Source organism: Bradyrhizobium sp. SZCCHNR1043 (assembly GCF_032489675.1).
Taxonomy (GTDB): domain Bacteria; phylum Pseudomonadota; class Alphaproteobacteria; order Rhizobiales; family Xanthobacteraceae; genus Bradyrhizobium.
The window spans coordinates 20691-43725 of sequence record NZ_JAUEYN010000003.1; the positions used below are offsets into that span (position 1 = coordinate 20691).

The window sequence follows — 23035 nt, forward strand, 5'->3', positions numbered from 1 at the left end:
GCGCGAGCAGGGGCCGCGGCCTGACGGCAGCGGCGTCTCCTCGCAAGACACAGGTTGGAGGACCCGGGCGGAAAGCAGTCGCTCTCCGCCCGGGCGTGCCTCGAAACGAAGAACGGACTCGGCAGATCGGGTGGGCGGGCGAGTGGTTGAGATTGCTGATTTGAGCGCAGGTTGGCTGCGATGCCGCACGCTCGCAACGCTGGTCATGACGTCGATCGCGTTGGCGGGCTGCAACCCGGCGACGCTCGGCAGCGATAGCCGCGGTGATGACGTGCTTGACAAGGTGGGCCGGATCGACCTTTCGCCGCGCTATCCCAGGCAGGCGATGCCGGAGCAGTCGCCGGCGGCGCGGCGCGCCCGTGCCGAAATCTATGGTGGCAACGACGATGCACGAGATGCCAGGGATGCGCGAGCGGAAGCGCCGGCCGCGGGCTCGCTTCCGATCCAGCAGGTGGCGGCGCATTCGCAGCCGGTTGGCAACGGGTTCGAGCTGAACTTCGAGAATACGCCGATCGCGACGGTGGCCAAGGTCGTGCTCGGCGACGTCCTCGGCGTCGGCTACACCATCGATCCAAGGATCCAGGGAACGGTCAGCCTGTCCTCGGTGCGCCCGGTCCCGAAATCGGACGTTGCCTACGTGCTCGAGAACGCGCTCCGGCTCTCGGGGACGGCGCTGGTTCGCGACAACTCCGGATACCGGCTGATTCCGCTCGGCGACGCGGTCGGCGCCGGCAACGTCGATCCGGCCGGAGGCTCGGCAGAGCCTGGCTACGGCATCTCCGTGCTGCCGCTGCAATATGTCTCCGCCCCGACATTGCTGAAGCTGCTCGACAGCTTTGCGCTCAAGCCGGGCACGGTGCGCGCCGATCCGGGTCGCAATCTGCTGCTGATCCAGGGCACCGGAGCCGAGCGTCGCACCGCGATCGATGCCGCGCTGAGCTTCGATGCGGACTGGATGCGGGGACAGTCGGTCGGGATCTTTCCGATCGTCAATGGCAATCCCGAGCCGATCGTCGCCGAGCTCGAGAAGATCATGGACACCGGCGACAGCGGGCTCGGCCAGAACATGGTCAAGTTCCAGACTGTCAGCCGGATGAACGCCGTCATGGTCATCAGCCGCAAGCCGGCGCTGCTGCACACGGCGGAGACCTGGATCAAGCGGCTGGATGCCGGCAACACGCTGCGCAACAGCGTCCATGTCTACCGTGTCAAGTATGGCGAGGCGCGCCAGATGGCGCGGGTGCTGAACGACATGTTCACCGGAAACGCGGGCAGCGCGGCCGAAGCGTCGTCCTCGGACCTCGCTCCTGGGTCTGGAGCATCGTCGACCTCGAGCAGCGAGCGGCTCTCGGCTGCCGGCACGACGGCCCAGTCGGGCGGCTTCTCGAGCCAGCAGCAAGGCAACAGCGGCCTGGTCGCCAACCGCGGCTTCGGCGGGGCGCCGCCGCCGACCCAGGCCGGCCTCGATGCGGGATCGGAATCGCGCGCATCGGGTTCGGGCGGCAAGCCGCTCATGGAGGGCGTGCGGATCACGCCCGACGTCGTCAACAACACGCTTCTCATCTACGCGGACAGGGAAAACTACCGGCTGATCGAAGCCACCCTGCGTCAGTGCGATCGTCCGCAGCTGCAGGTCGCAATCGACGCGACGATCGCCGAAGTCACGCTCAACGATTCGCTGAACTACGGCGTGCAGGCCTATCTCACCAGCAAGAATCTCGGCCTGAAGCCCGACCAGGGGTCAGTGCTCAACACCACCTCGACATCGGCGCCGGCAACGGTTGCCTCGGCCGCGGGAACGATCACCAACGCCTTTCTTAGCCGCGCTTTCCCCGGGTTCAATTTCCTGGTCGGGTCGGAATCCCAGCCGAGCGCGATCCTGAGTGCGTTGCATACGGTCACCGACGTCAAGGTGCTGTCCAACCCATCGCTGGTGGTGATCGACAACCAGGCGGCGACTTTGCAGGTCGGCGATCAGGTGCCGGTGTCGACCGGCAGCGCGACGGTGCTCACGACCAACAACACGGTCGTCAACACGATCGATTACCGCAACACCGGAATCATCCTGCGGGTCGCTCCGCGGGTCAACGAGAACGGCAACGTCCGGCTGGAGATCGAGCAGGAGATCAGCAACGTCTCGCCGCAGACCGCCAACAGCCTCACGCCGACGGTTGCGCAGCGCAAGGTGAAGAGTTCGGTCGCAGTCGCCAGCGGCCAGACCGTGCTGCTGGCCGGTCTCATCAGCGAGACCCATCAGGGCAGCCGCAGTGGCATTCCGGGGATCGACCAGATCCCGGGTCTCGGCGACCTCTTCAGCAACAACGACCGCAGCCGCGGGCGGACCGAGCTGATCATCTTCATTCGCCCCCAGATCATCCGCGACGGGACCGACGCCCATTACGTCGCCGAAGAGCTGCGCTCCAAGCTGCGCGGCACGATCAGGCCGGTGTCGACGAGTGCGCTCCAGGCGCCGCGGAGCAATCGATGACGAGGCAAGCGACGACCGCGTTCGCCATTCTGGCGCTTGCCTTGAGCACCGCTCCGTCCGGCGCGCGGTCGAAGGGAGACGGATGGGCGGCGCTCGCGCATGGCGACTATGTCAGGGCGGCGGCGTTGCTGGCGCCGATGGCGCAGCGCGGACATCCTCGGGCCATGACAGCGCTGGGCTACATGTACGACAACGGGTTCGGTGTCCCGCAGTCCTACGAGGCCGCGGTCGAGCTCTATGCCGGAGCCGCCGAACGCGGCGATCCCACGGCGCAGCATCATTTTGGCCTGAGCTACGACAAGGGGCATGGCGTGTGGCGGGACCATGTGCTGGCCTACAAATGGCTGAGCCTGGCAGCGGCTGCCGCGCCCGTTCCCTTGCGCGAGCCTTATCTGCGAATTCGCGATGCGGTCGCATTCAAGATGTCCTCCGATCAGATCGTCGACGGTCAGCGCCTCGCGCTCGAATGGCGGCAGACACAGACGACCAGGGTTGGTGCGGCTGATTCGGGATCGGGTTTGTAGTTCTTCTAATCAGGTCACCGCAGAAGTGTCATCTTTGGCATCGACAACGAACCGTTCAACGATCCGGCCCTCGGCAATGAGGTGATCGACAACGATCCATCACGGGACGCGCCATGAGCTCGACTCCTCTTCTCCGATTTGCTGACGATCTGCAGGGTGGCGGAGGGGCGGACGGTCTCGCCGCTCGACCGGTCGGCGCGGCGCGCGAAAGCGCGGGGATGAGATCACCGGCGGCGACCGATGCCGCAATTCCCGAATCCGCCGACGACATCGCGCGACAGCTCGGATTGCCTCGGATCGCGCTGTCGGATCTGCTGGCGTCCAAGCCGCTGGCCGAGCATTTTTCACGGCGCTTCCTGCGCGAGACGATGGTCTTTCCGTTCCAATCCGCCGCGCATGGACGCTGCCTTGCGGTGGCCGATCCCCGCGACACCGCGGCTGCACGCGCCGCGGAGCTGGTGTTCGGTGGCGCGGTCGAGCTGGCGGTGGCCTCCACCGAGGACATTGCCACCGCGCTGAACCGGCTCGCCGGTGATGACGAGGTGCCTGCGCGCAACGAGGTGGCCGCGCCGCAGCTGCGCGACGACGACATCGAGAGCTTGCGCGACCTCGCCACCGGAGCGCCGGTGGTGCGCGCCGTCAACGATCTGTTCGAGCAGGCGGTCGAGCTGCGCGCCAGCGACATTCACGTTGAAGCGATGCGGAGCGGGTTGTCGGTCCGGATGCGCGTGGACGGCCTGCTGAAGCCGGTCCCTGAGCCGTCGGGCGTGCTGCCCCAAGCCGTCATCTCGCGCATCAAGATCGTCGCCGGGCTGAATATCGCCGAACGGCGCCTGCCGCAGGATGGCGCTGCGCGGCTCCGCGCCGGCCGCTTCGAGCTCGACGTGCGCGTTGCCGTGATGCCGACGCAGCATGGCGAGTCGGCGGTGATCCGGCTGCTGCCGAAGGACCGGGGCCTGCTCGCCATCGAGAAGCTCGGCTTTGCCCCGCACGACGATCGATCGCTCCGCCGGCTGCTGGCGCTGCCGCATGGCATGATCGTGATCTGCGGGCCGACCGGCAGCGGCAAGACCACGACGCTCGCGACCGCGCTGTCGATCCTCAACGAGCCGACGCGGAAGATCCTCACGATCGAGGATCCGGTCGAGTACGAGATTCCCGGCATCAACCAGTCGCAGGTCAAGCCATCGATCGGGTTGACCTTCGCCTCTGCCTTGCGGTCCTTCGTGAGGCAGGACCCGGATGTCATCATGGTCGGCGAGGTGCGCGACGACGAGACCGCCCATGTCGCGGTCCATGCGGCGCTGACCGGCCATCTCGTGCTGACCACGCTGCACACCGAAAACGCTGCGGCGGCGGTGCCGCGGTTGCTCGATCTCGGCGTCGAAGATTTTCTGTTGCGATCGACGCTCCGCGCGGTGATCGCGCAGCGGCTGGTGCGCCGGCTGTGCGAGCGCTGCAGGTCGAAAAGGATGCTGAGCGCCGCCGATCTCTGCGCGGACCCGCGCTACGCCGCGGTAGGCTTCGACGTCGGCGAGACGGTCTATGAGCCGGCGGGCTGTGAGAGCTGCGGCGGTACCGGCTATCGCGGCCGGCTCGGCATCTTCGAGGTCCTGGAGCTAAATCCGGAGATCCGATCGCTGATCCAGGGCACGGCCGATGCGGCCGTGATCGACCGCAGCGCCATTCTGAACGGCATGACCACGATGCTCGACGATGGCCTCGAAAAGTGCCGGGCCGGCGCCACGTCGGTCGCGGAAATCCTGCGCGTTACAACGTTGCGGTGAGCCGGTGAGCAAGTTCCGCTATCGCGCACTGACCGAGAACGGCGACGTGGTGCGCGGCACGATCTCGGCTGCGACGGCCAAGGAGGTGATTGACCGGATCGAGTATCTGCGGCTGTTGCCGATCGAGACGATCGAGGAAAGGACCGCGAGCTTCGTCGCGCGCGACATGCTTGCGCTGCTCGGCGGTCCGACCCACGGCGATGTCACGACCTTCACGCGCGATCTGGCGCTGTTGTTGAAAGCCGGGGCACGGCTCGAGGAGTCGCTCGAACTGCTGGCCGGCGACGCCGATATCGGGCGCCTGCGTCCGATCATCAGCCGGTTGCGATCCAGCGTGCTGGCGGGAGAAAGTTTCGCCGAAGCGCTGTCGCATCATGCTGTGCAGTTTCCTGCGATGTATGTCGCGCTGGTGCGGGTCGGCGAGGTCTCGGGCACCCTCGATCACGTGCTCGACGTGCTCGGCGCCGAGCGGGCGCGCGCGGAAGCCATGCGTCGCAAGCTCAGTGACGCGATGCAGTATCCGTGTTTCGTCCTGATCGCCGCGTGTCTGGTGATGCTGTTCTTCTTCATCGTCGTGCTGCCGCAGTTTTCGGCCGTGCTGCGCGACTTCGGCGCCAGGACCGATGCCACTATCAACACATTTCTGGACATCTCTGATTTTGTGCGCGGCAACGGCACGGCGATGGCGCTATCGGCAAGCGCGCTGATCGCTGCAGGTCTTCTCGCTTTCAGCCGCGCCGGCGTACGGGCTGCGGTGGTTGCGCGGGTCTGCCGACTTCCGGGTCTTGCGACCGTGTTCCGGTCGTATCGCACGAGCGTGTTCTGCCGCAATCTGGCGATCCTGCTTGGCAGCGGGCTGACATTGACGGCGACGCTGCGCATCCTGGTCGACATCATGTCGGTCACCGGCAGCGGTGCGGCGTGGAACGCCGCCGCCGACCGCGTTCGTCACGGCGGCAAGTTGTCGGAGGCGCTGGCAGCGACCAACATCCTGCCGGCGATGGCGACGCGGATGATCCGGATCGGTGAGGAGACCGGACAACTGCCGGTCCTCGCCGGCCGCATCGCCGAGTTCTACGAGGCGAAGCTGCAACGCGGCCTCGATCGGATCGTCGGCATCGTCGGTCCGGCCGCGATCATTCTCATCAGCACCGTCGTTGGCGGCCTCATCGTCTCGGTGATGACCGCACTCCTGTCGGTGACGCAACTCGTCGGGTAGCACAAGATGGACCATCGCATGAAACAGGCAGGGATCAGCGGCACCGCGCGGCGGACCAACATTGCGCGCGACGACCCTCAGAGCGGCTTCACGCTCGTCGAGATGCTGGTCGTCATTGCCATCATCGGAATGATCATGGGTCTGATCGGACCGCGTGTGCTGTCCTCCCTGAACGAATCCCGGGTCAAGACGGCCCGGATTCAGATTCAGAGTTTTTCCAGCGCGCTCGATCTGTTCTATCTCGACACCGGCCGCTATCCGACCTCGTCGGAGGGCCTGACCGCGCTGGTCCGGCCCGCCTCGACCATCCCAGGCTGGGCGGGACCGTATCTCAAGGGAGGAAACGTCCCGAGCGATCCCTGGAGCCACGCTTACGTCTACCGCTCGCCCGGGCAGCATGTGCCCTACGAGATCGTGTCGTACGGATCGGACGGGCAGGAGGGTGGCGTGGATCTCGCCGCTGACATCTCCTCGTCGATGACGATCGGTGCCAAATAGCAATGGGGGGCCGCGACGGCTGCGAGGCCGGCTTCACTCTGATCGAGGTGGTGTGCGTGCTCGCGATCGTCGCGCTGCTGGCGTCCGTCGTGGTCCCCGCCGTATCGCGACAGACCTCGCGGCCGCAACTCGAAGCCTATGCGGTCGAGGCTGCTGCGCTGTTGAAGGCCGATCGCAATGCCGCGATCAGGCGGGGCCTCGAGGTCACGACTCGCATCGATGCGCAGGCGCGGTCGCTCCGCTCGGGCGCGAACGGGCAGGTCGTCCGCTTACCTGCGGACGTGCGGTTCGAGACGGTGCTGCCGCGCAGTTGCGACGAGCGGCCCGCCTTCGAGACCATCAGCTTCTTCGGATGGGGCAGGTCGTGCGGCGGCGTCATCACGCTCACCCATCTCGACGCCGGCTACCAAATTCGCGTCACTTGGCTGACAGGAAGGATCGAAGTTGTCTCAAACGCTGGTCTGTCGAAGCGATAGGGCGACAGCAGGATTCACGCTGATAGAGACGCTCGTCACGCTTGCGATCGTGGCGGTGTCGCTCGTCGCCATCGGTGCGCTCATGGGGTCCTCGGCGCGCGGCAGCAGGAAGCTGGAGCAGCACGTCGCGCTGGTGCAGGCCGCCTACGACGCGCTGTGGCTGGCCTTTCCGTCGCGCCTGCCGCCGGCATCTCCGACGCAGTCGGGGGAGGCGACGGCACATCTCTGGCGCGCGCAGGCGGAGCCCTTCCCCGTCGATATCGGCGCGCCGGGCGGCGCATCCGCCTGGATCCCGCAGAAGATCATGCTCCAGGTGCGATCGCCATCGGGCGCGACCATGGAGCTGGAAACCGTCCGGCTGTTCCGGAGGCGGGCCGAGTGATGACGACACGGGTCAACGATCGTCGAGCAGGCTTCACGCTGGTCGAAGCCCTCGTCGCAATGGTGGTGATGGGGCTGCTGGTCTCCGCGCTGTTCGCGATCACGGCGCAATGGCTGCCGAACTGGAATCGCGGTCTGCATCGCATCCAGCGCAGCGAATCGGTGAGCGTGGCGCTCGACCGCATTGCCGCCGATATCGCGGCCGCCGAGTTCATGAGGCCCGATGGACAGGCCAAGTCCGTTCTGTTCGACGGATCGGAGACGTCGATCACGCTCGTCCGAACGGCGCTCGGACCGCAGCGGGGCCGGGGTCTCGATGTGATCCGCATCGCCGAAAGCGGCGGTGGCGACGACGTGGCGTTGACGCGGACTCGCGCGGCCTTCGCACCTGGCAGTGTGTCCGCCTGGGAGTTCGCCGATCCGGTCGTGCTGCTGCAGGCGCCGTACCGGGTGTCGTTCGCCTATGCGGGGTCCGACCGGATCTGGAGTCCGTCGTGGCGCAATGCAGAGAAGCTGCCGGCAGCCGTGCGGGTGACGGTGCATGACGGAAGCCGCGGGAGCGCGCCATCGCTGTCGCGGATCGCGGTCATTCGTGTCTCGGCGTCGGCCGACAGCGTCTGCCGGCCCGCGGACACCAATTGCGACAGGCAGGCGCTTTCCGCCGATGCGACGGTCGGGCGTGCCTCCGCGGCATCGAAGCAATGATCATGTGCCGAGACAGCCATCCGCGAGAGTCTGATCCCGATGATCGGGAAGGTGGCTTCGTCCTCGTGGCGGTGCTCTGGCTCCTTGTCTCGCTCGCAGGACTCGCGGGAGCCCTGTCCGTCTATCTCGTCAGCACCGCCCAGCGGCTGTCGCTCGACGATGCGCGCCTGCGATCCGCCGCGCTGGTCCCCGCCGGCCTGGAGCTTGCGGCCTACAAATTGTTGGCGTTGCCGAAGCCGCAGCGCCCCGCTGCCGGGGCCTTTTCGTTCCGGCTCGATCATGCGCAGGTCTCGGTCGCGTTTCGGTCGGAAGCAGCTCGCATCGATCTCAATCATGCCTCCAAGCAGATGCTGGCCGCCTTGTTAGAGGGTCTCGGCGCGCGCGCTGACAGGGCCGGCGAATATGCCGAGCGGATCGTCGGCTGGCGAACGCCGCCGGCCGAGACCGGCGCGGACACAGAGCGCGATCTCTACCGCACAGCCGGTGCGGACTACATGCCGCGCACCGCGCCGTTCGCCAATGTCGAGGAGCTTCGGCTGGTGCTCAACCTGCCGCCGGCGCTGGTCGACAAGGCGATGCCCTTCGTGACCGTCTTCAGCGGCCGCAGGGAGGTCGACCCGCTGGAGGCCGCCCCCGAAGTGGTGGCCGCGCTTCCCGGAATGACGCCGGATCAGCTGAAGAGCTTCCTCGAGCAGCGAGCCGGCCTGCGTCGAGACGTCAGGTCGCTCAACGCGGCGCTCGGTCCCGCACGCGCCGCAGCGACGCTGGAGGTCGCCGATGCCGTCCGCGTGTGGATCACGATCGGCTTTGACGGCGGTCGCCGGGCCGCAACGGAGGCGGTCATCCTGCTGGGCGATGGTGACGATCCTTACCGGGTGCTGTCGTGGCGCGATGACGTCGATGCTCCGGGGATGCTCAAACAAGCGGGGAGGGCGCCGAGATGACGATGTCGACGAGAGTGCGCCACGAACTGGCGGCCTGGATCGGCTCCGTCGCCGAAACCATCGTCGCCGCGATCGGCCGGCTCAATATCAGGCCGGGGATTCGGCTGATCGAGACCGAACGGAACGTCTTCATCATGCGGATGGTCGCGCGGCCTCGGCGACCGGTCCCGCCGGATTGTCGCGTTCGTCTGCCGGACGGCCACGAGGCCTTTCCCGCACTTCCCGAGAGCTGGAAGACAGTCCTGCGCGGCAGCCGGATCGAAGTGGCGCTGAGATCGGACCGCTTCCTGTGGCGGCCGCTCGATCTGCCCAAGCGGGCCGTCGAGTTTCTCGATGCCATGATACGCTCGCAGCTCGATCGGCTGACGCCGTGGTCGGCCGAAGAGGCCGTGTTCGGCAGGACTGCGCCAGTAGAGATATCGGGTGAGCGCATCCGGACCATGGTGATCGCAGCACCAAGAGCGAAGCTGGATCCGCTCATTCGCCTTGCCGAGTCCTGGCGTGCCGGATCGATCGTCCTGTTTGCTGCGCCCGAGACGGCGCCGACGCCGCGTGACGACCGGCTCATTGCGTTCAGCGAAACGAGGCTGACCGAGCAGCGCTTGGAGGGAGCGTTCGACGTCGGCCGTATCAGTCGCGTCCTCACCGCGCTCCTGATGGTCGCCGCCCTCGCGGCGGCGCTGTCGTTCGCGACAACGAGCCTGCTGGGAGGACATCTGGACGAGCAGCAACGCCAGCTCGCGCAGAAGATCTCGGATCGGCGCGCAGCGCTGCGCCTCGATCTGCAAGGGGCCGACAGTGCCGCGCTGCGTAGCCTGATGCGACGCAAGCAGGAGACTCCCGCAGCGGTCGTGCTGCTGGAGGCGCTGTCCCGGATCCTACCGGACAACACCTACGTGACCGAGTTGCGGATCGAGAAGGACAGGATGCAGATCGTCGGAATGACCCAGGATGCGCCGGCGCTGGTCAAATTGATCGAGCAGTCGGCGCACTTCACGCGTGCGACCTTCTTCGCGCCGACCACGCGTTCGGCTGAGGATCCCGGAGAACGGTTCCATATCGAAGCTGGCATCAAGCCCCATTTTGGACTTGGCACATGAGCGTCGCAAAGCTCGTCACGGATAATTCCGCATCGCCCTCGATCGCCGCGGTCGCCTATGCGGGACTGCTGATCGTGCTGATCTCGGTCACGGTGCTGTCGATCAAGAGCATGATCGATCAGCGCAGCGAAGTGACCTCGCTCGCCGATACACTCCACCTGCTGGACGCCCACAGCATGGCGGCCGCGCGTCAGGACAGCAACGGCGATGCCGGCATGACGGGATCGGCCTTTCTCGAAGGACCGACCGTGACCGTAGCAGGAGCAGCGCTGCTGCAGCGCCTCGGCGACGTGGTGACGCGTCATGGCGGCAGCGTGTCGTCGTCGCAGCTCGATGTGCAGGGCCCCCGTGCCAAGGACGGTCATATCAGCGGGAGCGCGAACTTCGAGGCCGGTCAGTCCGACCTGCAGCCGATCCTCTACGATCTGGAGGCCGGCATGCCCTGTCTGTTCGTCGACGAGCTGGTCGTCGAGGGGCACGCCCCTGCGGCGGCATCCAGCGGAAAACTGCGCGTGCTGATCACGGTCTCTGGACAGTGGCAGGGCCCGCAATGAGCAGTCTCGCCAAGCTTTGCATGATCGGCTGTTGCAGCGTTCTGGCGGTGGGGTCGGCGTTCGGCATCGCTCATTCGACCGGCCTGGACGTCTCGGAAGCGGTCTCCGCCGAACAGCCGAGCGGATCGGCGCAAGCCTCGTCCATCGCGCAGCGACCGCCGTCGCGCACCGGCAACCCATTGTGGGGCATTCCGCTCGAGCAGCTGTCGGCAACGCGCGAACGCCCGCTGTTCTCGCCGTCTCGCCGTCCTCCGCCGACCGATGTCCCGCCGCCGGCCGTCGTGGCCGCTCCGGTGGTGCAGGAGCCGTCCGTTCCGGAACGGCCGCAGCTCGCGCTCGTCGGCACCGTCGTGAACGGGGACCGCGGCCTTGCCGTGTTCGTCGATACGAGCAGCAAGACGCCGTTGCGGATCAGAACCGGCGCAGACTATCGGGGTTGGACGCTGCGTCTCGTCGAGGCGAGATCGGTCACGCTGCAACGGGGCGAAGACGTCACCGTTCTCACGCTGCTGCCGACGCCGGCGCCGGCCCAGCCGACAAATTCAGCTAACGAAAGTTTTGCGCAGATGCCGTCAACCCCCACGGCGCCTCCGCTGGCTCAAGCAGGGCCGCCCTTTCTGTCGCCTGAGTCCAGGCTACTTCGGATGCATCAACGCCAACGTTCGGGACGCCGCCAATTGTGAGGATGGATCCGATCTGGATCGAGGCGCGACGGTGGACGCCGGACGGCCGCACCGGCATGCCCCGATCGAAGCCGATGCGGCTGTCGGTCGGTGGCGCTCAGCGCTTGCACAATCCGCTCGTCAGAACCCATCCCTTGTCCGTGAGAGCGGCGGAAACGATGTCGAAATACAGGCGCTTGTCGGGGTCGTCCTCCGACACGAACGAGACCTGACACAGGAAGCGCCCGCCCTCGTCGCCCTTGTCGCATGTCGCCTCGACAATCCTCAGTCCCCTGTCGTGGCGCACGCCGGATGACGGCGCTTCCTGCTCGTAGGCCTTCTGGATGATCTCGGTAGTCGGCGCTCCGCAGGCAATGCCGGTCACATTGCAGGCCCATGCAAGAACAACAGCAAGCAGCATCCTTCGGTCTCCTTGGAGCAGGGCACTCACAAATCCGTCCGACAGCGTCCGCGTCCGGCACGATCTAATGAGATCCATCGCGAGCTACGAGAGCGGGTTGTCGTTTTTGTGTCGGCGCTTGTCCGCCACGCGCACAACGCAAGCGGCCGGCCATGTTGTTAGATCGATTCTTAAACGCCGGTCGGCAATTCTCACAAAACGAAGAAAATCGTCACAAAGGAGCCACCCGACATCCATAGCGACGAAGCTGAGGGGACGATGGCGGTCGATCTGCTGATGAGTTCGGACGACTCATTCGATTGTCACGCGCCGGAGACCGTCATCGTTTTTACCGGGTGTATCTCGAGCCAGATGGGGATCAGGCATGTTAGTCGGGCGTGTGCACAAACCAACTCTGCGAACACTGACATCAGCGGCGGCGGTGTTGGCCGGCTTGACCGTTGCGGGTCCTGCGGCGCAGACCCATGATCTGGCCGAGCCGACGGTGTTCAGGAGCTGGCACGGCGTGCTCGATCTGCTGATGATCGCACGCCCCAAGCCGATCTCGACGATCACCTATGCGCCCCCTGGGGGCTCGCCGATGAACCCGACCGGCTGGGTCTACGAGATCTGTCGGCGGCCCGCCTCAGGCGACAAATGTCCGGCCGGCGCCGCGGTGGCGGACTACGGTGGCGTGCGACTTGCCCTGCAGAAGGGGGATACGCTGAAGATCAGGCTGGTGAACCAGCTGCCGCAGCTCGATCCGGCCAAGGTGAACCACAACACCGATCCCGGTCAGGCCAATCTGTTTCGCAACCCGACCAACCTGCATACCCATGGGCTGATCGTCGAGCCGCGCGCGCCGACGCTGACCGACCAGACCTTCGGGGACTACGTCTTCGTTCAGGTCTTCAACTCGGCCAACGGCATGCCGGTGCCGCAGACCACCCACCAGCACGGCTCCAACAAGATGGACTCCGCGGATTTCCGCATCGAGATTCCGCGCAACCACCCGTCGGGCCAGTTCTGGTTTCACCCGCACATCCATGGCATTTCGCTCAACCAGGTCTCGCAGGGGCTGGCCGGCATCATCTCGGTCGGCGAGGTCTCGGACTACGCGCATGGCGATGCCAGGCATTCGCCGTTTCCGGACGCGAGCGTGCGCCATCTGATCCTGAAGGATCTTCAGGTCGCGCCCGGCGGCCCGGTGCAGTTCGACAGCGGTCCGGTGGACGTCCAGCCGGGCGAGGTGATCAACCAGCAGGATCCGGGCTTCTGCGCCCAGTTTCCGGCAGGCAGCTCCGAAGTGCGTGAAGGGTCGTGCCCGGGCGTCGATCTGTCGGCCGATGGCGGCTCCAACTTCTCCGGCGGCAAATGGTTCTTCACGGTCAACGGCCAGACGTTCCCGAAGATCAAGGTCACCGATCCCGATGGCGAGATCTGGCGGCTCACCAATGCGTCCGGCAGCCTGTCCTACAATCTTCAGCTGACCGATGACGAGACGCAGAAGCCGATGGTCATGCAGCTGATCTCGGTCGACGGCGTGAGCGTGAACCTGCCGCAGGATACGACGATGGACACCATGGTTCGTCTCGGCGGCGCCCGCTTCAGGGTCGTTCCCTGTCCGCCGTCGCCGACGTCGGGCTTCCATTCGAAGCCGGTCTGCGTCACCCAGATGGTCATGATGCCGAGCTCGCGCACCGAAGTGTTCGTCACCTATCGCGATCCCGCGACGGGTGCGATCGCCAGCCTCGGGCGGTCTGCCTCCGCGACCTTCAAGATGGCCGGACTGACGATGGGCAGCGGCGATCAGTGGCCGGCGGTCGATCTCGCCAAGGTGCACTTCCACCAGCGCGGTTGGCGCAACCACATCGCCTACGCCATGGACATCAGGGGCGACGCCTTGGCGACCATGCAGCCATCAGGCATCCTCGATGCCAAGGTGCCGTATGCGAACGCTGCGCCGCTGCGTGCCGGCTGCCGTCCGCTGCCGGCGGGACATCGCCGCCGGATCTTCTTCGGCATCGCCGACCTGACCGACGACGGCACCTTCGGTCTCGGCTATGAGGAGGTCGATCAGAACGGCAACCCGGTGCCCGGCACCCAGCTTCCGGTGAGCCAGTTCGACCCGTCGCAGAACATCGTCTGCCTACCGCTCGCGCCGGGACAGCGCCCCGTCCACGAGACCTGGGAGCTGGTGCAGCTGTCGACGGAAAATCACAACTTCCACATTCACCAGACGCGCTTCCGGACCGTCAACAGCAAGGCGGGGGAGAACACGCCACTATCAGTATCGCTGAACAGGAGCATCGGCGGGGGCATGCTGCAGGACAACGTCCCGCTCGGCGTCGCGACTCCGAACGTCCCGGAAGTAATGGAATCCCAGAGCGGGGTCTGCAGCATCGAGCAGTGGCGGAACGGGCAGTGCACGTCGAAGCCCGTGGTGGTTGATATCCCGTTCTCACAGGTCGGCGAGTTCGTCTATCACTGCCATATTCTCGAACATGAGGACGGAGGCATGATGGCGAAGATCAAGGTCGTGCCCTCGCCCTATGGCGGCAATCCATGGGAGGCAATGAACCAGATGCCGTGGTAGTTGCGGCAGCGGTCTTCTGCCATGTCGTTCACGAGGTCGGCGCCACATCTGTGGCGCCGACCTTCGTTTGTGCGCAGCGATGCTCTTGCGCGGCCGCCTTACCGCCGCGAAGGACGATCGCCTGCCAAACGCGACGCGCTTTCCAGGTCTGGTTCGAAGAAGGAATTGCGCATTTTGAATCGGTCTAAACGGCTGCAAACGTCTTTGCATGACTTTGAAATGTCAGGCTCGCGTGCCGCAAGCTGCACGAGCGCGGTCCCCGCGACGTGGCGATCTGCAGCAACATTGTTATTCCTCAGCCGCTCCGGCAAATCGCCAACATCGACGTGGCAATTCGCCGCAATCGAAACACTACTCTCTCGACTGACATTCGGAGCCATTTGCAGCGCGCTTGGTTGCGAACGTCGCAAGGACGGAGGCAGACCCGCGAACGGGTAGGGCTGTTGCCGAGGCAAAGTGTGATCGATCGCTCGGGTTCATTGTCGCACTGAACTGGATGGTTCGGAGCGTCGCTGCTGCCGTTTAGACGGCTTCGCAGGAGAGGTTGACAGCGATTGATGCCCTGAGAAGACGAAAATGCGTTCGGCGAGGGAGGGCGTACCATGGAAACAAAGTTGAGGTGGACGAGATGAGCGATTGGTTGAAATGGACGGCGCCCGCAGTGGCCGTCATGTCGATCGCCGCACCGGCCCATGCCATTCAGTACATGAGCGTCGAAGAGGCGCAGAAGGCCGCTTTTCCGGGAGCCAGCTTTTCCGAAGTCCAGCCGGGCAGGGTATGGAAGGCGAGCAATGGCGGCTACTTCTATTACGATCACGTCGTCGGCAAGCACCTCCTGATTGACTACACGGTTGCCGTCGGACCCGACGGGCGGGTGCGTCGCGTCGACATTCTGAACTATCGCGAATCCTATGGCGGCGAGGTGCACGATGCCAGCTGGCTCGGTCAGTTCGTCGGCAAGAGCAGTCAGAACGAGCTTCGCATCAACTCCGACATTCGCAACATCTCGGGCGCCACGCTGTCCTCGACCCACTTGACCGAGGGCGTTAAGAAGGTGCTGTCGTATCATGCCAGCCACTTCCGCTAACCTTCGACGAGCACGGGCTCTGCTCGGGACATTCGTCGAGATCGACGTCACGGATGCACACCGCTGCGATGCGGAGAATGCCGTTGAAGCTGCGTTTTCCGCGGTGACCGACGTGCATCGGCTGATGAGTTTCCACGATCCCGACAGCGACGTGTCGCGGCTGAACCGCGCGGCATCGAGCGGCGTCGTGAATGTGCATTCTTGGACCTACGCCGTGCTGAAGATGGCGCTCGATGTGACCCATCACTCCGACGGCGCCTTCGACGTTGCCGTCGCCGGCGCGGGAAGGCCGTCTGTGGGCTCGACGGCGCAAGCGGATGTCCCACAGTCGACTGCGATCGAGTTGCTCGCCGACGACCGCGTCCGTTTCCGCGATTCCGCCGTCAAGATCGATCTCGGCGGCATCGCCAAGGGGTTCGCCGTGGACCGCGCGATCGCGGCGTTGCAGAGCCGCGGCGTGCGCTCCGCAATGGTCAATGCAGGTGGGGACCTCGCCGCCTTCGGGCCCGATGCTCGCATCGTCCACATTCGCGACCCGCGTTTCCCAGACAGGCTTTTGTGCCAGGTCGAAGTAAGCAATGGGGCGCTCGCGTCGTCGGCGCGCCGCTTCGACCCGTTTCGATCGATGGAAACAATGGATACAGCGGTCGTCACGCCTTCGACCCGGCTGCCCACAGGGGTGGCCCACGGCGCCACCGTGAGCGCGCCAACCTGCATGGTTGCCGACGCCCTCACCAAGGTCGTGATGGTGGCTGGCCAACAGGCTGCGGCGCCACTGGCGCGCTTCCAGGCGAGCGCGATGTTGATTGCGGCGAACGGCGCCATTCATACGACACCGGACTGGCAAGGAGTTCACCAGCATGCGGCTTAAAGGCTTGTTTCGGTTCGCCCTCTACGGAATTCTCGGACTCTTGTTCGCCAGCGGGGCGCTGTGGATCTATGCCGATCAGATGAAGACCCGCACGGAGCTGGACAGCGAGATGTGGCAGCAGGCCGCCGCATTCCTGCTGAGCATGCATGGCGGAACTGCAATGGTGACGCTGATGCTGCTTGGGGCGCTCGGTCCCATGCACGTCCAGCGCGCGTGGCGTGCCGGGAAGAATCGAGCGACCGGTATCGTCAGCCTCGCGATGTATGGTCTGCTCATCGCGACGGCGTTCGGGCTCTACTACGTCGGATCCGAAGCGCTTCGGCCCTGGATCAGCACGGTCCACATTGCGTTCGGGCTCGGCGTTCCGGCTGTCATCACCGCCCACATCATCGTCGGCCGCTCGAGCGTTGTCGCCACGGCTCAGTCCGTGCGGCCACAACGTGCGACCTCTCCGACCCTGGCTCCTGCCGACGCGCCTGCCGATGCCGATCTGGTCAACGTCATGAGCAAGGTAGGTTGACCGCATCCGGCGTTGGGCCGAGCAGGTCTCCATCCCGGCAACGACTTCCTTGCTCGCAGTTGGCCAGTCGCCGCATGGAGGAATTCTCCGAGCCGGCGGCCGCTGCACCATATCGCCCGTTTCTTGCTGATCGGGTTGTACACTGGTACGCGCGCTGGGGCCATCGCGTCGGCTTCGCCTGAGCGCGACGGAGGCCGGTCATTCGTCGATCTCGATCGGGGGATCTTCTATCGCCTCGCGGAGGGCAAGCGAGCGACTAACAAGCGGCAGCCTCCAGTACCGATACCAGGACGGCTTTTGGCGCACATGCGGCGCTGGACGCGGCGCGGCGCAGTGCGTTCGCACTTCGTCGAATGGAACGGCCAGCCGGTCAAATCCGTCAAAACTGGATTTGCGACCGCGGTGCGGCTGTCAGGGCCGTCGCTGAGGGAGGGGAATATCTCGCCGCACACGCTGCGCCACACGGCAGCGACGTGGCTCATGCAGAGGCGCGCCGACCCCTGGCAGGCCTCAGGTTTTCTCGGAATGTCGGTCAAGGTACTGCTCGACACATATGGCCATCATCATCCGGATTACATGCGCGAGGCCGCGGCCGCGATTGCGTCAAAGGACCGCAAGCAGAACGTATCGGTGGTCGAACCAGTGGTTGACCTGGAGAGGCACTTGGCCCGCAAGCCGTAAACTATTGACTGTGCGAGTGGGCCCGGCAGGACTCGAACCTGCAACCAGACCGTTATGAGCGGTCGGCTCTAACCATTGAGCTACAGGCCCCGCGGCGCGGAGGTCTTGCTGGCGGCGGGCAGGAGCGGGCCTGTCCGGCGCGGTGTGGAACCCCAACGACGGTTCGGGCTCCGTTTACAGCCTGGCCAGCCATCCGGCAATGCCGCTACCGGATCGTTTTGGCGCGCCGCCGTCGCCGCCGGCCCGGTCTCGGCCCGCCGCGACGCTAGTCCACCGAAACCCCGGCGAATTCCACCACCTTGCGCCACTTCTCGGTCTCGTCGACGACCAGCTTGCCGAACTCCGCCGGCGTCATCGCGCGCGGGATGCCGCCGGTCTCGGTGAGCCGTGCCACCAGCTTGGGGTCCTTCAGCGCCTCGCCGACCGCCTTGTTGAGAATCTCGACGATCTCAGGCGGCGTGCCCTTGGGCGCCGAGATGCCGTAGAAGCCGACCGATTCGTAGCCCGGCACGGTCTCGGCGATCGCCGGGACGTCCGGCACCGTCGGCCAGCGCTGCGGCGAGGTGACGCCGAGCGCGCGCACGCTGCCGCCGCGCGCCTGCTCCAGCGCCGTCGGCAGATTGTCGAAGATCAACTGCACCTTGTTGGAGATGATGTCCGGGAACGCCAGCGCCGAGCCGCGATAGGGCACGTGCAGCATGTCGCATTTGGTCATCGCCTTGAACAGCTCGGCCGCCATGTGCACCGAGGTGCCATTGCCCGAGGAGGCGAAGGCGATCTTGCCGGGGTTGGCCTTGCAATAGTCAATGAACTCCTTGACGGTCTTGGCCGGCACGTCGTTGCTGACCACCAGCATGTTGGTGAGCTGCATGATGCTGGCGACCGGCACGGTGTCGCGGATGAAGTCGTAAGGCAGCTTCTTGTAGAGCGAGGTGCTGATCGCGTTGTTGGGCGCGACGAACAGCAGCGTGTAGCCATCCGGCGGCGCGTTGATCGCGGCGGCGGCCGCGATGTTGCCGCCCGAGCCGGTGCGGTTCTCGACCACGACCTGCTGGCCCAGTCGGTCGGACAGCCACTGCGCCATGATACGGGCGACGATGTCGACCGGCCCGCCGGGGGCGAAGCCGATCAGCCAGCGGATGGGACGGTCCGGATAGGCGGCGAGCGCCGGCCCCGGTTTGGCGGCGAGTCCCGCCGCCACGATCAGCCCGAACAGCAGCGCGCGCGCCAGCTTCATGCTCGTCTTCCCCCATCGATTGTTGTCATTCAGCTCGCGTGCGGCGGCCCGGTCGCCCGCGGCCGCCGATCGTTCAGTGCGCCATCACTTCTTGATCAGCGGACACGCCGGATCTGGCGGGCCGAACGCGTCATCGCCTTTGATGGTCGCGAGGATCTTGTAGTAGTCCCAGGGATATTTGCTCTCCTCCGGCGATTTCACCTGCGCCAGCAGGAGATCGTGCACCATGAGATTGTCGGCGCGCAGCTTGCCGTTGCGGGCGAAGAAGTCCTCGACCGGCGTGTCCCGCATCTTCGCGGCGACCGCGAGCGGATCGTCGCTGCCCACCGCCTTGATGGCGTTGAGATAGTGCATGACTGCGGAATAGACGCCGGCCTGCCACATCGTCGGCATCCGGTTCATCTTGGCGAAATAGCGCTTCGACCATTCCCGCGTCTTGTCGTCCATGTCCCAGTAGAACGAGGTGGTGAGCAGGAGCCCCTGCGCCGCCGGCAGGCCGAGCGAATGGATGTCGGTGACCAGCGCGAGCAAAGCCGCCATCTGCTGTCCGCCCTTGAGCAGGCCGAACTCGGATGCGGTCTTGATCTCGTTCATGTTGTTGGGCGGGCCCGCGGCGATGCCGATGATCTTGGCCTTGGAAGCCTGCGCCTGCAGGATGAAGGACGACAGATCCGGCGTCGCGAATGGCGGCCGCACCGCGCCCACGACCTTGCCGCCATTGGCGGTGACGACGCTCGACGCGTCGCGCTCCAGCGAATGGCCGAAGGCGTAGTCGTCGGTGATGAAGAACCAGCTGTCGCCGCCGCGCTTGACGACCTCCTTCGCCGTGCCGGTGGCGAGTGCGCGGGTGTCGAACACCCATTGCATCGCGTAGGGCGAGCAGAACTTGCCGTGGAAATCGGCGGAACCGGTCGACTGGGTGATGAACAGCTTCTTCTTCTCGGTGGCGATGGTCTGCACCGCGAGGCCCACCGCGGAGACGGGCACGTCGACGATGAGATCGACCTGCTCGGTGTCGTACCAGCGGCGCGCGATCGCCGCGCCGATGTCGGGCTTGAGCTGATGATCGCCGACGATGACGCTGATCGGCTTGTCCAGCACCTTGCCGCCGAAATCATCGACCGCCATCTGCGCCGCGGTGACGGACCCTTGTCCGGTCGGCGTCGAGGCCGGGCCGTTCATGTCGCTGAGCACGCCGATCTTGACGACGTTGTCGGAGATCTCGGCCTGCGCGGCGGTCGTGACCAGCAGCGCGGCTGCGGCCCACGCCGCCCGCTTCAAACAGCTGAGTTGCAATCAGTCCTCCACCGATACCGGCATGATGCCGTTGTTTGTTCCGGCTCTGCCGGCCGGTCCGCCTATCTGCAATCAATCCAGGGCGGCCGTCAATCATGCCGGACGGCGGAGCGGTGGAGCGATCCTGTGCGCTGCAATGCCGCAAGCAGTGAGCTCATCGCGCACGCGCGCAGGCTCCTCGGCCGTTCAGGCCTTGGCGGTCTTTTGCTCCTCGTGCGCAGCCTCCCACACCTCGCGTGCGGCGTCGGCGTTCATCAGTGCGATGCCGACGCCCACGATCAGGTCGGGCCAGATCGAGGGCCACACAAAGGCGGTCACGAGACCGATCGCGATGATCGCGATGTTGGCGAAGGCGTCGTTGCGTGCGGACAGGAAGGCGGCGCGGGTCAGGCTGCCCCGGTGGTCCCTGACCCGCGCCAGGATCAGCGCGCAGCCGAGATTGACGATCAGCGCGCCGAGGCCGGTCTCGGTGAGCGGCAGCGGTGCGGGCACGATCGGCGTGAAGAACTTCTCCCCGGCGGTCCACAGTCCGGCGATCGCCGGCGCCAGCAGGATCAGCGCCAGCACCTTGCCGAGCAGCGCCCGCCGCGGCGGACTCCAGCGCAGCGCCAGCGCAATCAGGATGTTGACCGAGGCGTCTTCCAGAAAGTCGACGCTGTCGGCGAACAGTGACACCGAGCCGATCGCCAACGCCACGGCGAACTCGATGCCGAAATATCCGAGATTGAGCACGGCAACGGCGAGCACGGCGCGGCGGACCATGGTTGTCGCGTCCATCAGGCGTCCTCAATCCTCGAGAGCCGCTCCGCCTCGGCGAGGTCGAGCGCGGTATTGGCATTGAAGAACGGATCCAGCGGAAGCGACGGCCAGCTCACGGTCGCGACCTTGTAGCGCGCCGTGAAGCGGGTGACCTTCCGGATGTCCTCCGCGACCAGGGCGTGGCGAAGGTCCTCGCGCAGCCCGACCGGCCACAGCCCGATCACTGGGTGGATCTGTCCGCCGGACGCCGCCAACGCCAGTTCGGCCTGCTCCGCCGCCCGCGCTGTCGCCAGCCGTGCGACCAGGTCACGCGGCAGGAATGGACAGTCGCCGGCGGCGCTCAGCATCCACCGTGCCTCCGGCATGTGCGCCGCAACCCAGTCGAGGCCGGCGAGAATGCCGGCGAGCGGGCCCGGAAAGCCGACGACACCATCCGGCACGACTGTCAGGCCGGTGCCTGCGAAGCGCGCGGGGTCGCCATTGGCATTGAGGATCAGCCGGCTGCACTGCGGCGCCAGCCGCGCGATCACGCGCTCCAGGATGGTGCGGCCGTCGACCATGCGCAACGGCTTGTCGCCGCCGCCCATCCGCTGCGCGCGACCGCCGGCGAGCAGCACGCCGGGGATCGAAGTCGAGGTCATGGCTGTCATCGCGGGTTCGTTACCACGACTGCTGCCAGGGCGTCAGCGTTGGCGCGCACGATCCACCATTTGCGCCTGCGCGGCGGCCGCACCGGCATGCCCCTCGCTTACGGGCCTTGCCTGGTCCGCGGGGCTGCTGGCATGACAGCGCGAAGCGTGGATATGGCGTTCCACCCGGCCTTCGGGCCATCGATCGATCCCGCGCTCCTGGCTGTGCGAAAGCGCCGGGGCTTTTCTGGAGACCGCGATGAAAGTCATCGGCCTCGCCGGCTGGAGCGGCGCCGGCAAGACCACGCTGCTGACGCGGCTGATTCCTCATCTCAAGGGGCAGGGACTGCGCGTCTCGGTGATCAAGCATGCCCATCACAAGTTCGACGTCGACGTTCCCGGCAAGGATTCGTGGCGGCATCGCGAGGCCGGCGCCGAGGAGGTCCTCGTCGCGTCGGGCACGCGCTGGGCGTTGATGCACGAGCTGCGCGGCGCAAGGGAGCCGGCACTCGCGGAGCTTCTGGCGAAGTTGTCTCCCGTCGATCTGGTCGTCATCGAAGGCTACAAGGCCGGGCCGCATCGCCGCATCGAGGTGCATCGCACAGCCAACGGCAAGCCGCTGCTGTTTCCCGATGATCCAGGCATCGTCGGGCTCGCCAGCGACGGCGATGTCGAGACCGTGCTGCCGCGCGTTCATCTCGACGATATCCCGGCGATCGCGGCGCTCGTCCACCATCTGGCGATGCCGCTGGCGGACGTTCTGGCGTTGTGCGACAAACTTGGTGTTCCGTGATGGAACTCGCGCGAGTTCGCAACGCCAGTGTTCCTGGCATCCCAGGAACCCAGTTCAAGGTTCCCGTGATGGTGCGGCCCGGTTGACGTGCCGGAACCGCTTGGCCATGGTCGCGCACATGATGATGACGAGGCTGGATCTGACGGGCCTGAAGTGCCCACTGCCGGTGCTGAAGACCCGGAAGGCATTACGGACGCTCAAGGCGGGAGAGCGGCTCGAAGTGTGCTGTACCGACCCGCTTGCGGTGATCGACATCCCGAATCTGGTACGGGAGACCGGAGATCGGGTGGAGAGCGTCGATCGCACCGAGCGCGGCATTCTGTTTCGGATCGAGAAGGCGGCGGGACCGGCCGGATGACCCGTGCGGCGGTGAACATCCTCTGCTGCAGGTTGCTCGAACTACGTAGTTCGTGCGTGCGATCTCGACGCATCGATGTGTCAAGGGATCGTGCTGCTTCCTATCGTCGCAGCGGCGTCAACCCGAGCTCACAACAATGCCGCGTTCTCAGTCCAGGCTTGCGACGCTGTTGCCAGGCAAGGACAAGTTGCTTCTTCTTCACGTTTCCGCGAGCGCGCGCATGCGGCCTTAAGCCGTGTCCCGTCGCTGATCGCCCGGACATCTCATTAGTTGATTCCATCAGGAATGGTCGTGACGCGTCCGGAAAGTAATCGAGAGCAATGCGGCTACAGCCGTGAGTGGCGGTCGCGTTGGTTGCACGTGAATTTGTGTGTTTGTTAGCAACACATTCCCGCTGCATTGCGATCAATCCACGAAGATCGACCGAATATTACCATTTTACTATCGACAATTTGCCTCAGTTCTGCACC

23 protein-coding genes, 1 tRNA gene and 1 pseudogene are annotated in these 23035 nt (G+C 65.6%); 19 read left to right on the top strand and 6 right to left on the bottom strand.

The features are described from left to right. Positions 1–130 precede the first annotated feature (130 nt). The 12 genes from gspD to QX039_RS05490 all read left to right on the top strand — a co-directional run bounded on the left by gspD (position 131) and on the right by QX039_RS05490 (position 11359). Entirely contained in the window at positions 131–2488 is a 2358-nt protein-coding gene (gene gspD, locus QX039_RS05435) for a type II secretion system secretin GspD (protein ID WP_315771926.1), read from the top strand. Then, positions 2485–3012, top strand: a complete 528-nt coding sequence (locus tag QX039_RS05440) for a tetratricopeptide repeat protein (protein ID WP_315771927.1) — start codon at positions 2485–2487, stop codon at positions 3010–3012. The genes gspD and QX039_RS05440 overlap by 4 nt, the downstream gene beginning before the upstream one ends. A gap of 113 nt (positions 3013–3125) precedes the next feature. Then, complete coding sequence (locus QX039_RS05445) at positions 3126–4799, top strand: GspE/PulE family protein (RefSeq protein ID WP_409998866.1); 1674 nt, start codon at positions 3126–3128, stop codon at positions 4797–4799. 4 nt (positions 4800–4803) lie between these two features. Then, on the top strand, positions 4804–6018 hold the full coding sequence (locus tag QX039_RS05450; protein WP_315771931.1) for a type II secretion system F family protein: 1215 nt from the start codon (positions 4804–4806) through the stop codon (positions 6016–6018). Positions 6019–6036: 18 nt separating this feature from the next. Then, on the top strand, positions 6037–6516 hold the full coding sequence (gspG, locus tag QX039_RS05455; RefSeq protein ID WP_315771933.1) for a type II secretion system major pseudopilin GspG: 480 nt from the start codon (positions 6037–6039) through the stop codon (positions 6514–6516). Positions 6517–6518: 2 nt separating this feature from the next. Next, complete coding sequence (locus tag QX039_RS05460; RefSeq protein WP_315771935.1) at positions 6519–6992, top strand: prepilin-type N-terminal cleavage/methylation domain-containing protein; 474 nt, start codon at positions 6519–6521, stop codon at positions 6990–6992. Continuing rightward, the gene (locus QX039_RS05465) at positions 6961–7374 is read left to right on the top strand and encodes a type II secretion system protein (protein WP_315813765.1); all 414 of its coding nucleotides are present in this window, start codon (positions 6961–6963) and stop codon (positions 7372–7374) included. Before QX039_RS05460 ends, QX039_RS05465 begins: the two co-directional genes overlap by 32 nt. Next, a complete protein-coding gene (locus QX039_RS05470; RefSeq protein ID WP_315771937.1) occupies positions 7374–8078 on the top strand; it encodes a prepilin-type N-terminal cleavage/methylation domain-containing protein in 705 nt (234 codons plus the stop codon). The genes QX039_RS05465 and QX039_RS05470 overlap by 1 nt, the downstream gene beginning before the upstream one ends. Before the next feature lie 2 nt (positions 8079–8080). After that, the gene (locus tag QX039_RS05475; protein WP_315771940.1) at positions 8081–9022 is read left to right on the top strand and encodes a type II secretion system protein GspK; all 942 of its coding nucleotides are present in this window, start codon (positions 8081–8083) and stop codon (positions 9020–9022) included. 2 nt (positions 9023–9024) lie between these two features. Continuing rightward, the gene (locus tag QX039_RS05480) at positions 9025–10122 is read left to right on the top strand and encodes a PilN domain-containing protein (protein WP_315771942.1); all 1098 of its coding nucleotides are present in this window, start codon (positions 9025–9027) and stop codon (positions 10120–10122) included. Beyond that, complete coding sequence (gene gspM / locus QX039_RS05485; protein ID WP_315738695.1) at positions 10119–10676, top strand: type II secretion system protein GspM; 558 nt, start codon at positions 10119–10121, stop codon at positions 10674–10676. The genes QX039_RS05480 and gspM overlap by 4 nt, the downstream gene beginning before the upstream one ends. Further along, the gene (locus QX039_RS05490) at positions 10673–11359 is read left to right on the top strand and encodes a hypothetical protein (RefSeq protein ID WP_315738694.1); all 687 of its coding nucleotides are present in this window, start codon (positions 10673–10675) and stop codon (positions 11357–11359) included. Before gspM ends, QX039_RS05490 begins: the two co-directional genes overlap by 4 nt. A gap of 97 nt (positions 11360–11456) precedes the next feature. Here the strand turns inward: QX039_RS05490 and QX039_RS05495 are convergent, their stop codons facing one another. Further along, the gene (locus QX039_RS05495; protein WP_315771944.1) at positions 11457–11759 is read right to left on the bottom strand and encodes a hypothetical protein; all 303 of its coding nucleotides are present in this window, start codon (positions 11757–11759) and stop codon (positions 11457–11459) included. A gap of 580 nt (positions 11760–12339) precedes the next feature. On the opposite strand from QX039_RS05495, the gene QX039_RS05500 reads away from it, so the two are divergent. The 5 genes and pseudogenes from QX039_RS05500 to QX039_RS05520 form a co-directional block, all read left to right on the top strand. Continuing rightward, the gene (locus QX039_RS05500) at positions 12340–14334 is read left to right on the top strand and encodes a multicopper oxidase domain-containing protein (RefSeq protein ID WP_315772088.1); all 1995 of its coding nucleotides are present in this window, start codon (positions 12340–12342) and stop codon (positions 14332–14334) included. 628 nt (positions 14335–14962) lie between these two features. Next, complete coding sequence (locus QX039_RS05505) at positions 14963–15421, top strand: FMN-binding protein (RefSeq protein WP_315715594.1); 459 nt, start codon at positions 14963–14965, stop codon at positions 15419–15421. Continuing rightward, positions 15402–16292 (top strand): FAD:protein FMN transferase, encoded by an 891-nt coding sequence (locus tag QX039_RS05510; RefSeq protein ID WP_315771945.1) that lies wholly within the window; start codon positions 15402–15404, stop codon positions 16290–16292. The genes QX039_RS05505 and QX039_RS05510 overlap by 20 nt, the downstream gene beginning before the upstream one ends. Further along, entirely contained in the window at positions 16282–16812 is a 531-nt protein-coding gene (locus QX039_RS05515; RefSeq protein WP_315771947.1) for a hypothetical protein, read from the top strand. The genes QX039_RS05510 and QX039_RS05515 overlap by 11 nt, the downstream gene beginning before the upstream one ends. Before the next feature lie 93 nt (positions 16813–16905). After that, a pseudogene (locus QX039_RS05520) lies at positions 16906–17493 on the top strand (tyrosine-type recombinase/integrase); the annotation flags it as partial. A gap of 17 nt (positions 17494–17510) precedes the next feature. On the opposite strand, the gene QX039_RS05525 reads toward QX039_RS05520, so the two are convergent. The 5 genes from QX039_RS05525 to mobA form a co-directional block, all read right to left on the bottom strand. Beyond that, positions 17511–17583, bottom strand: a tRNA-Ile gene (locus QX039_RS05525). A gap of 175 nt (positions 17584–17758) precedes the next feature. Next, positions 17759–18730 carry a tripartite tricarboxylate transporter substrate binding protein gene (locus QX039_RS05530; RefSeq protein WP_315771948.1) on the bottom strand — a complete coding sequence of 324 codons (972 nt, stop codon included), beginning with the start codon at positions 18728–18730 and terminating at the stop codon, positions 17759–17761. Positions 18731–18814: 84 nt separating this feature from the next. Continuing rightward, the gene (locus QX039_RS05535; RefSeq protein ID WP_315771949.1) at positions 18815–20026 is read right to left on the bottom strand and encodes an ABC transporter substrate-binding protein; all 1212 of its coding nucleotides are present in this window, start codon (positions 20024–20026) and stop codon (positions 18815–18817) included. A 186-nt stretch (positions 20027–20212) separates the two neighbouring features. Next, positions 20213–20803 carry a cation transporter gene (locus QX039_RS05540; RefSeq protein WP_315771951.1) on the bottom strand — a complete coding sequence of 197 codons (591 nt, stop codon included), beginning with the start codon at positions 20801–20803 and terminating at the stop codon, positions 20213–20215. Next, entirely contained in the window at positions 20803–21426 is a 624-nt protein-coding gene (gene mobA / locus QX039_RS05545) for a molybdenum cofactor guanylyltransferase MobA (protein ID WP_409998867.1), read from the bottom strand. Before mobA ends, QX039_RS05540 begins: the two co-directional genes overlap by 1 nt. 247 nt (positions 21427–21673) lie before the next feature. Here mobA and mobB point away from each other — a divergent pair, with 247 nt between their 5' ends. Together mobB and QX039_RS05555 are read left to right on the top strand one after the other, a co-directional pair. Next, on the top strand, positions 21674–22207 hold the full coding sequence (gene mobB / locus QX039_RS05550; RefSeq protein ID WP_315771953.1) for a molybdopterin-guanine dinucleotide biosynthesis protein B: 534 nt from the start codon (positions 21674–21676) through the stop codon (positions 22205–22207). A 118-nt stretch (positions 22208–22325) separates the two neighbouring features. Next, positions 22326–22565 carry a sulfurtransferase TusA family protein gene (locus QX039_RS05555; RefSeq protein WP_315738740.1) on the top strand — a complete coding sequence of 80 codons (240 nt, stop codon included), beginning with the start codon at positions 22326–22328 and terminating at the stop codon, positions 22563–22565. The last annotated feature ends 470 nt before the right edge of the window (positions 22566–23035 follow it).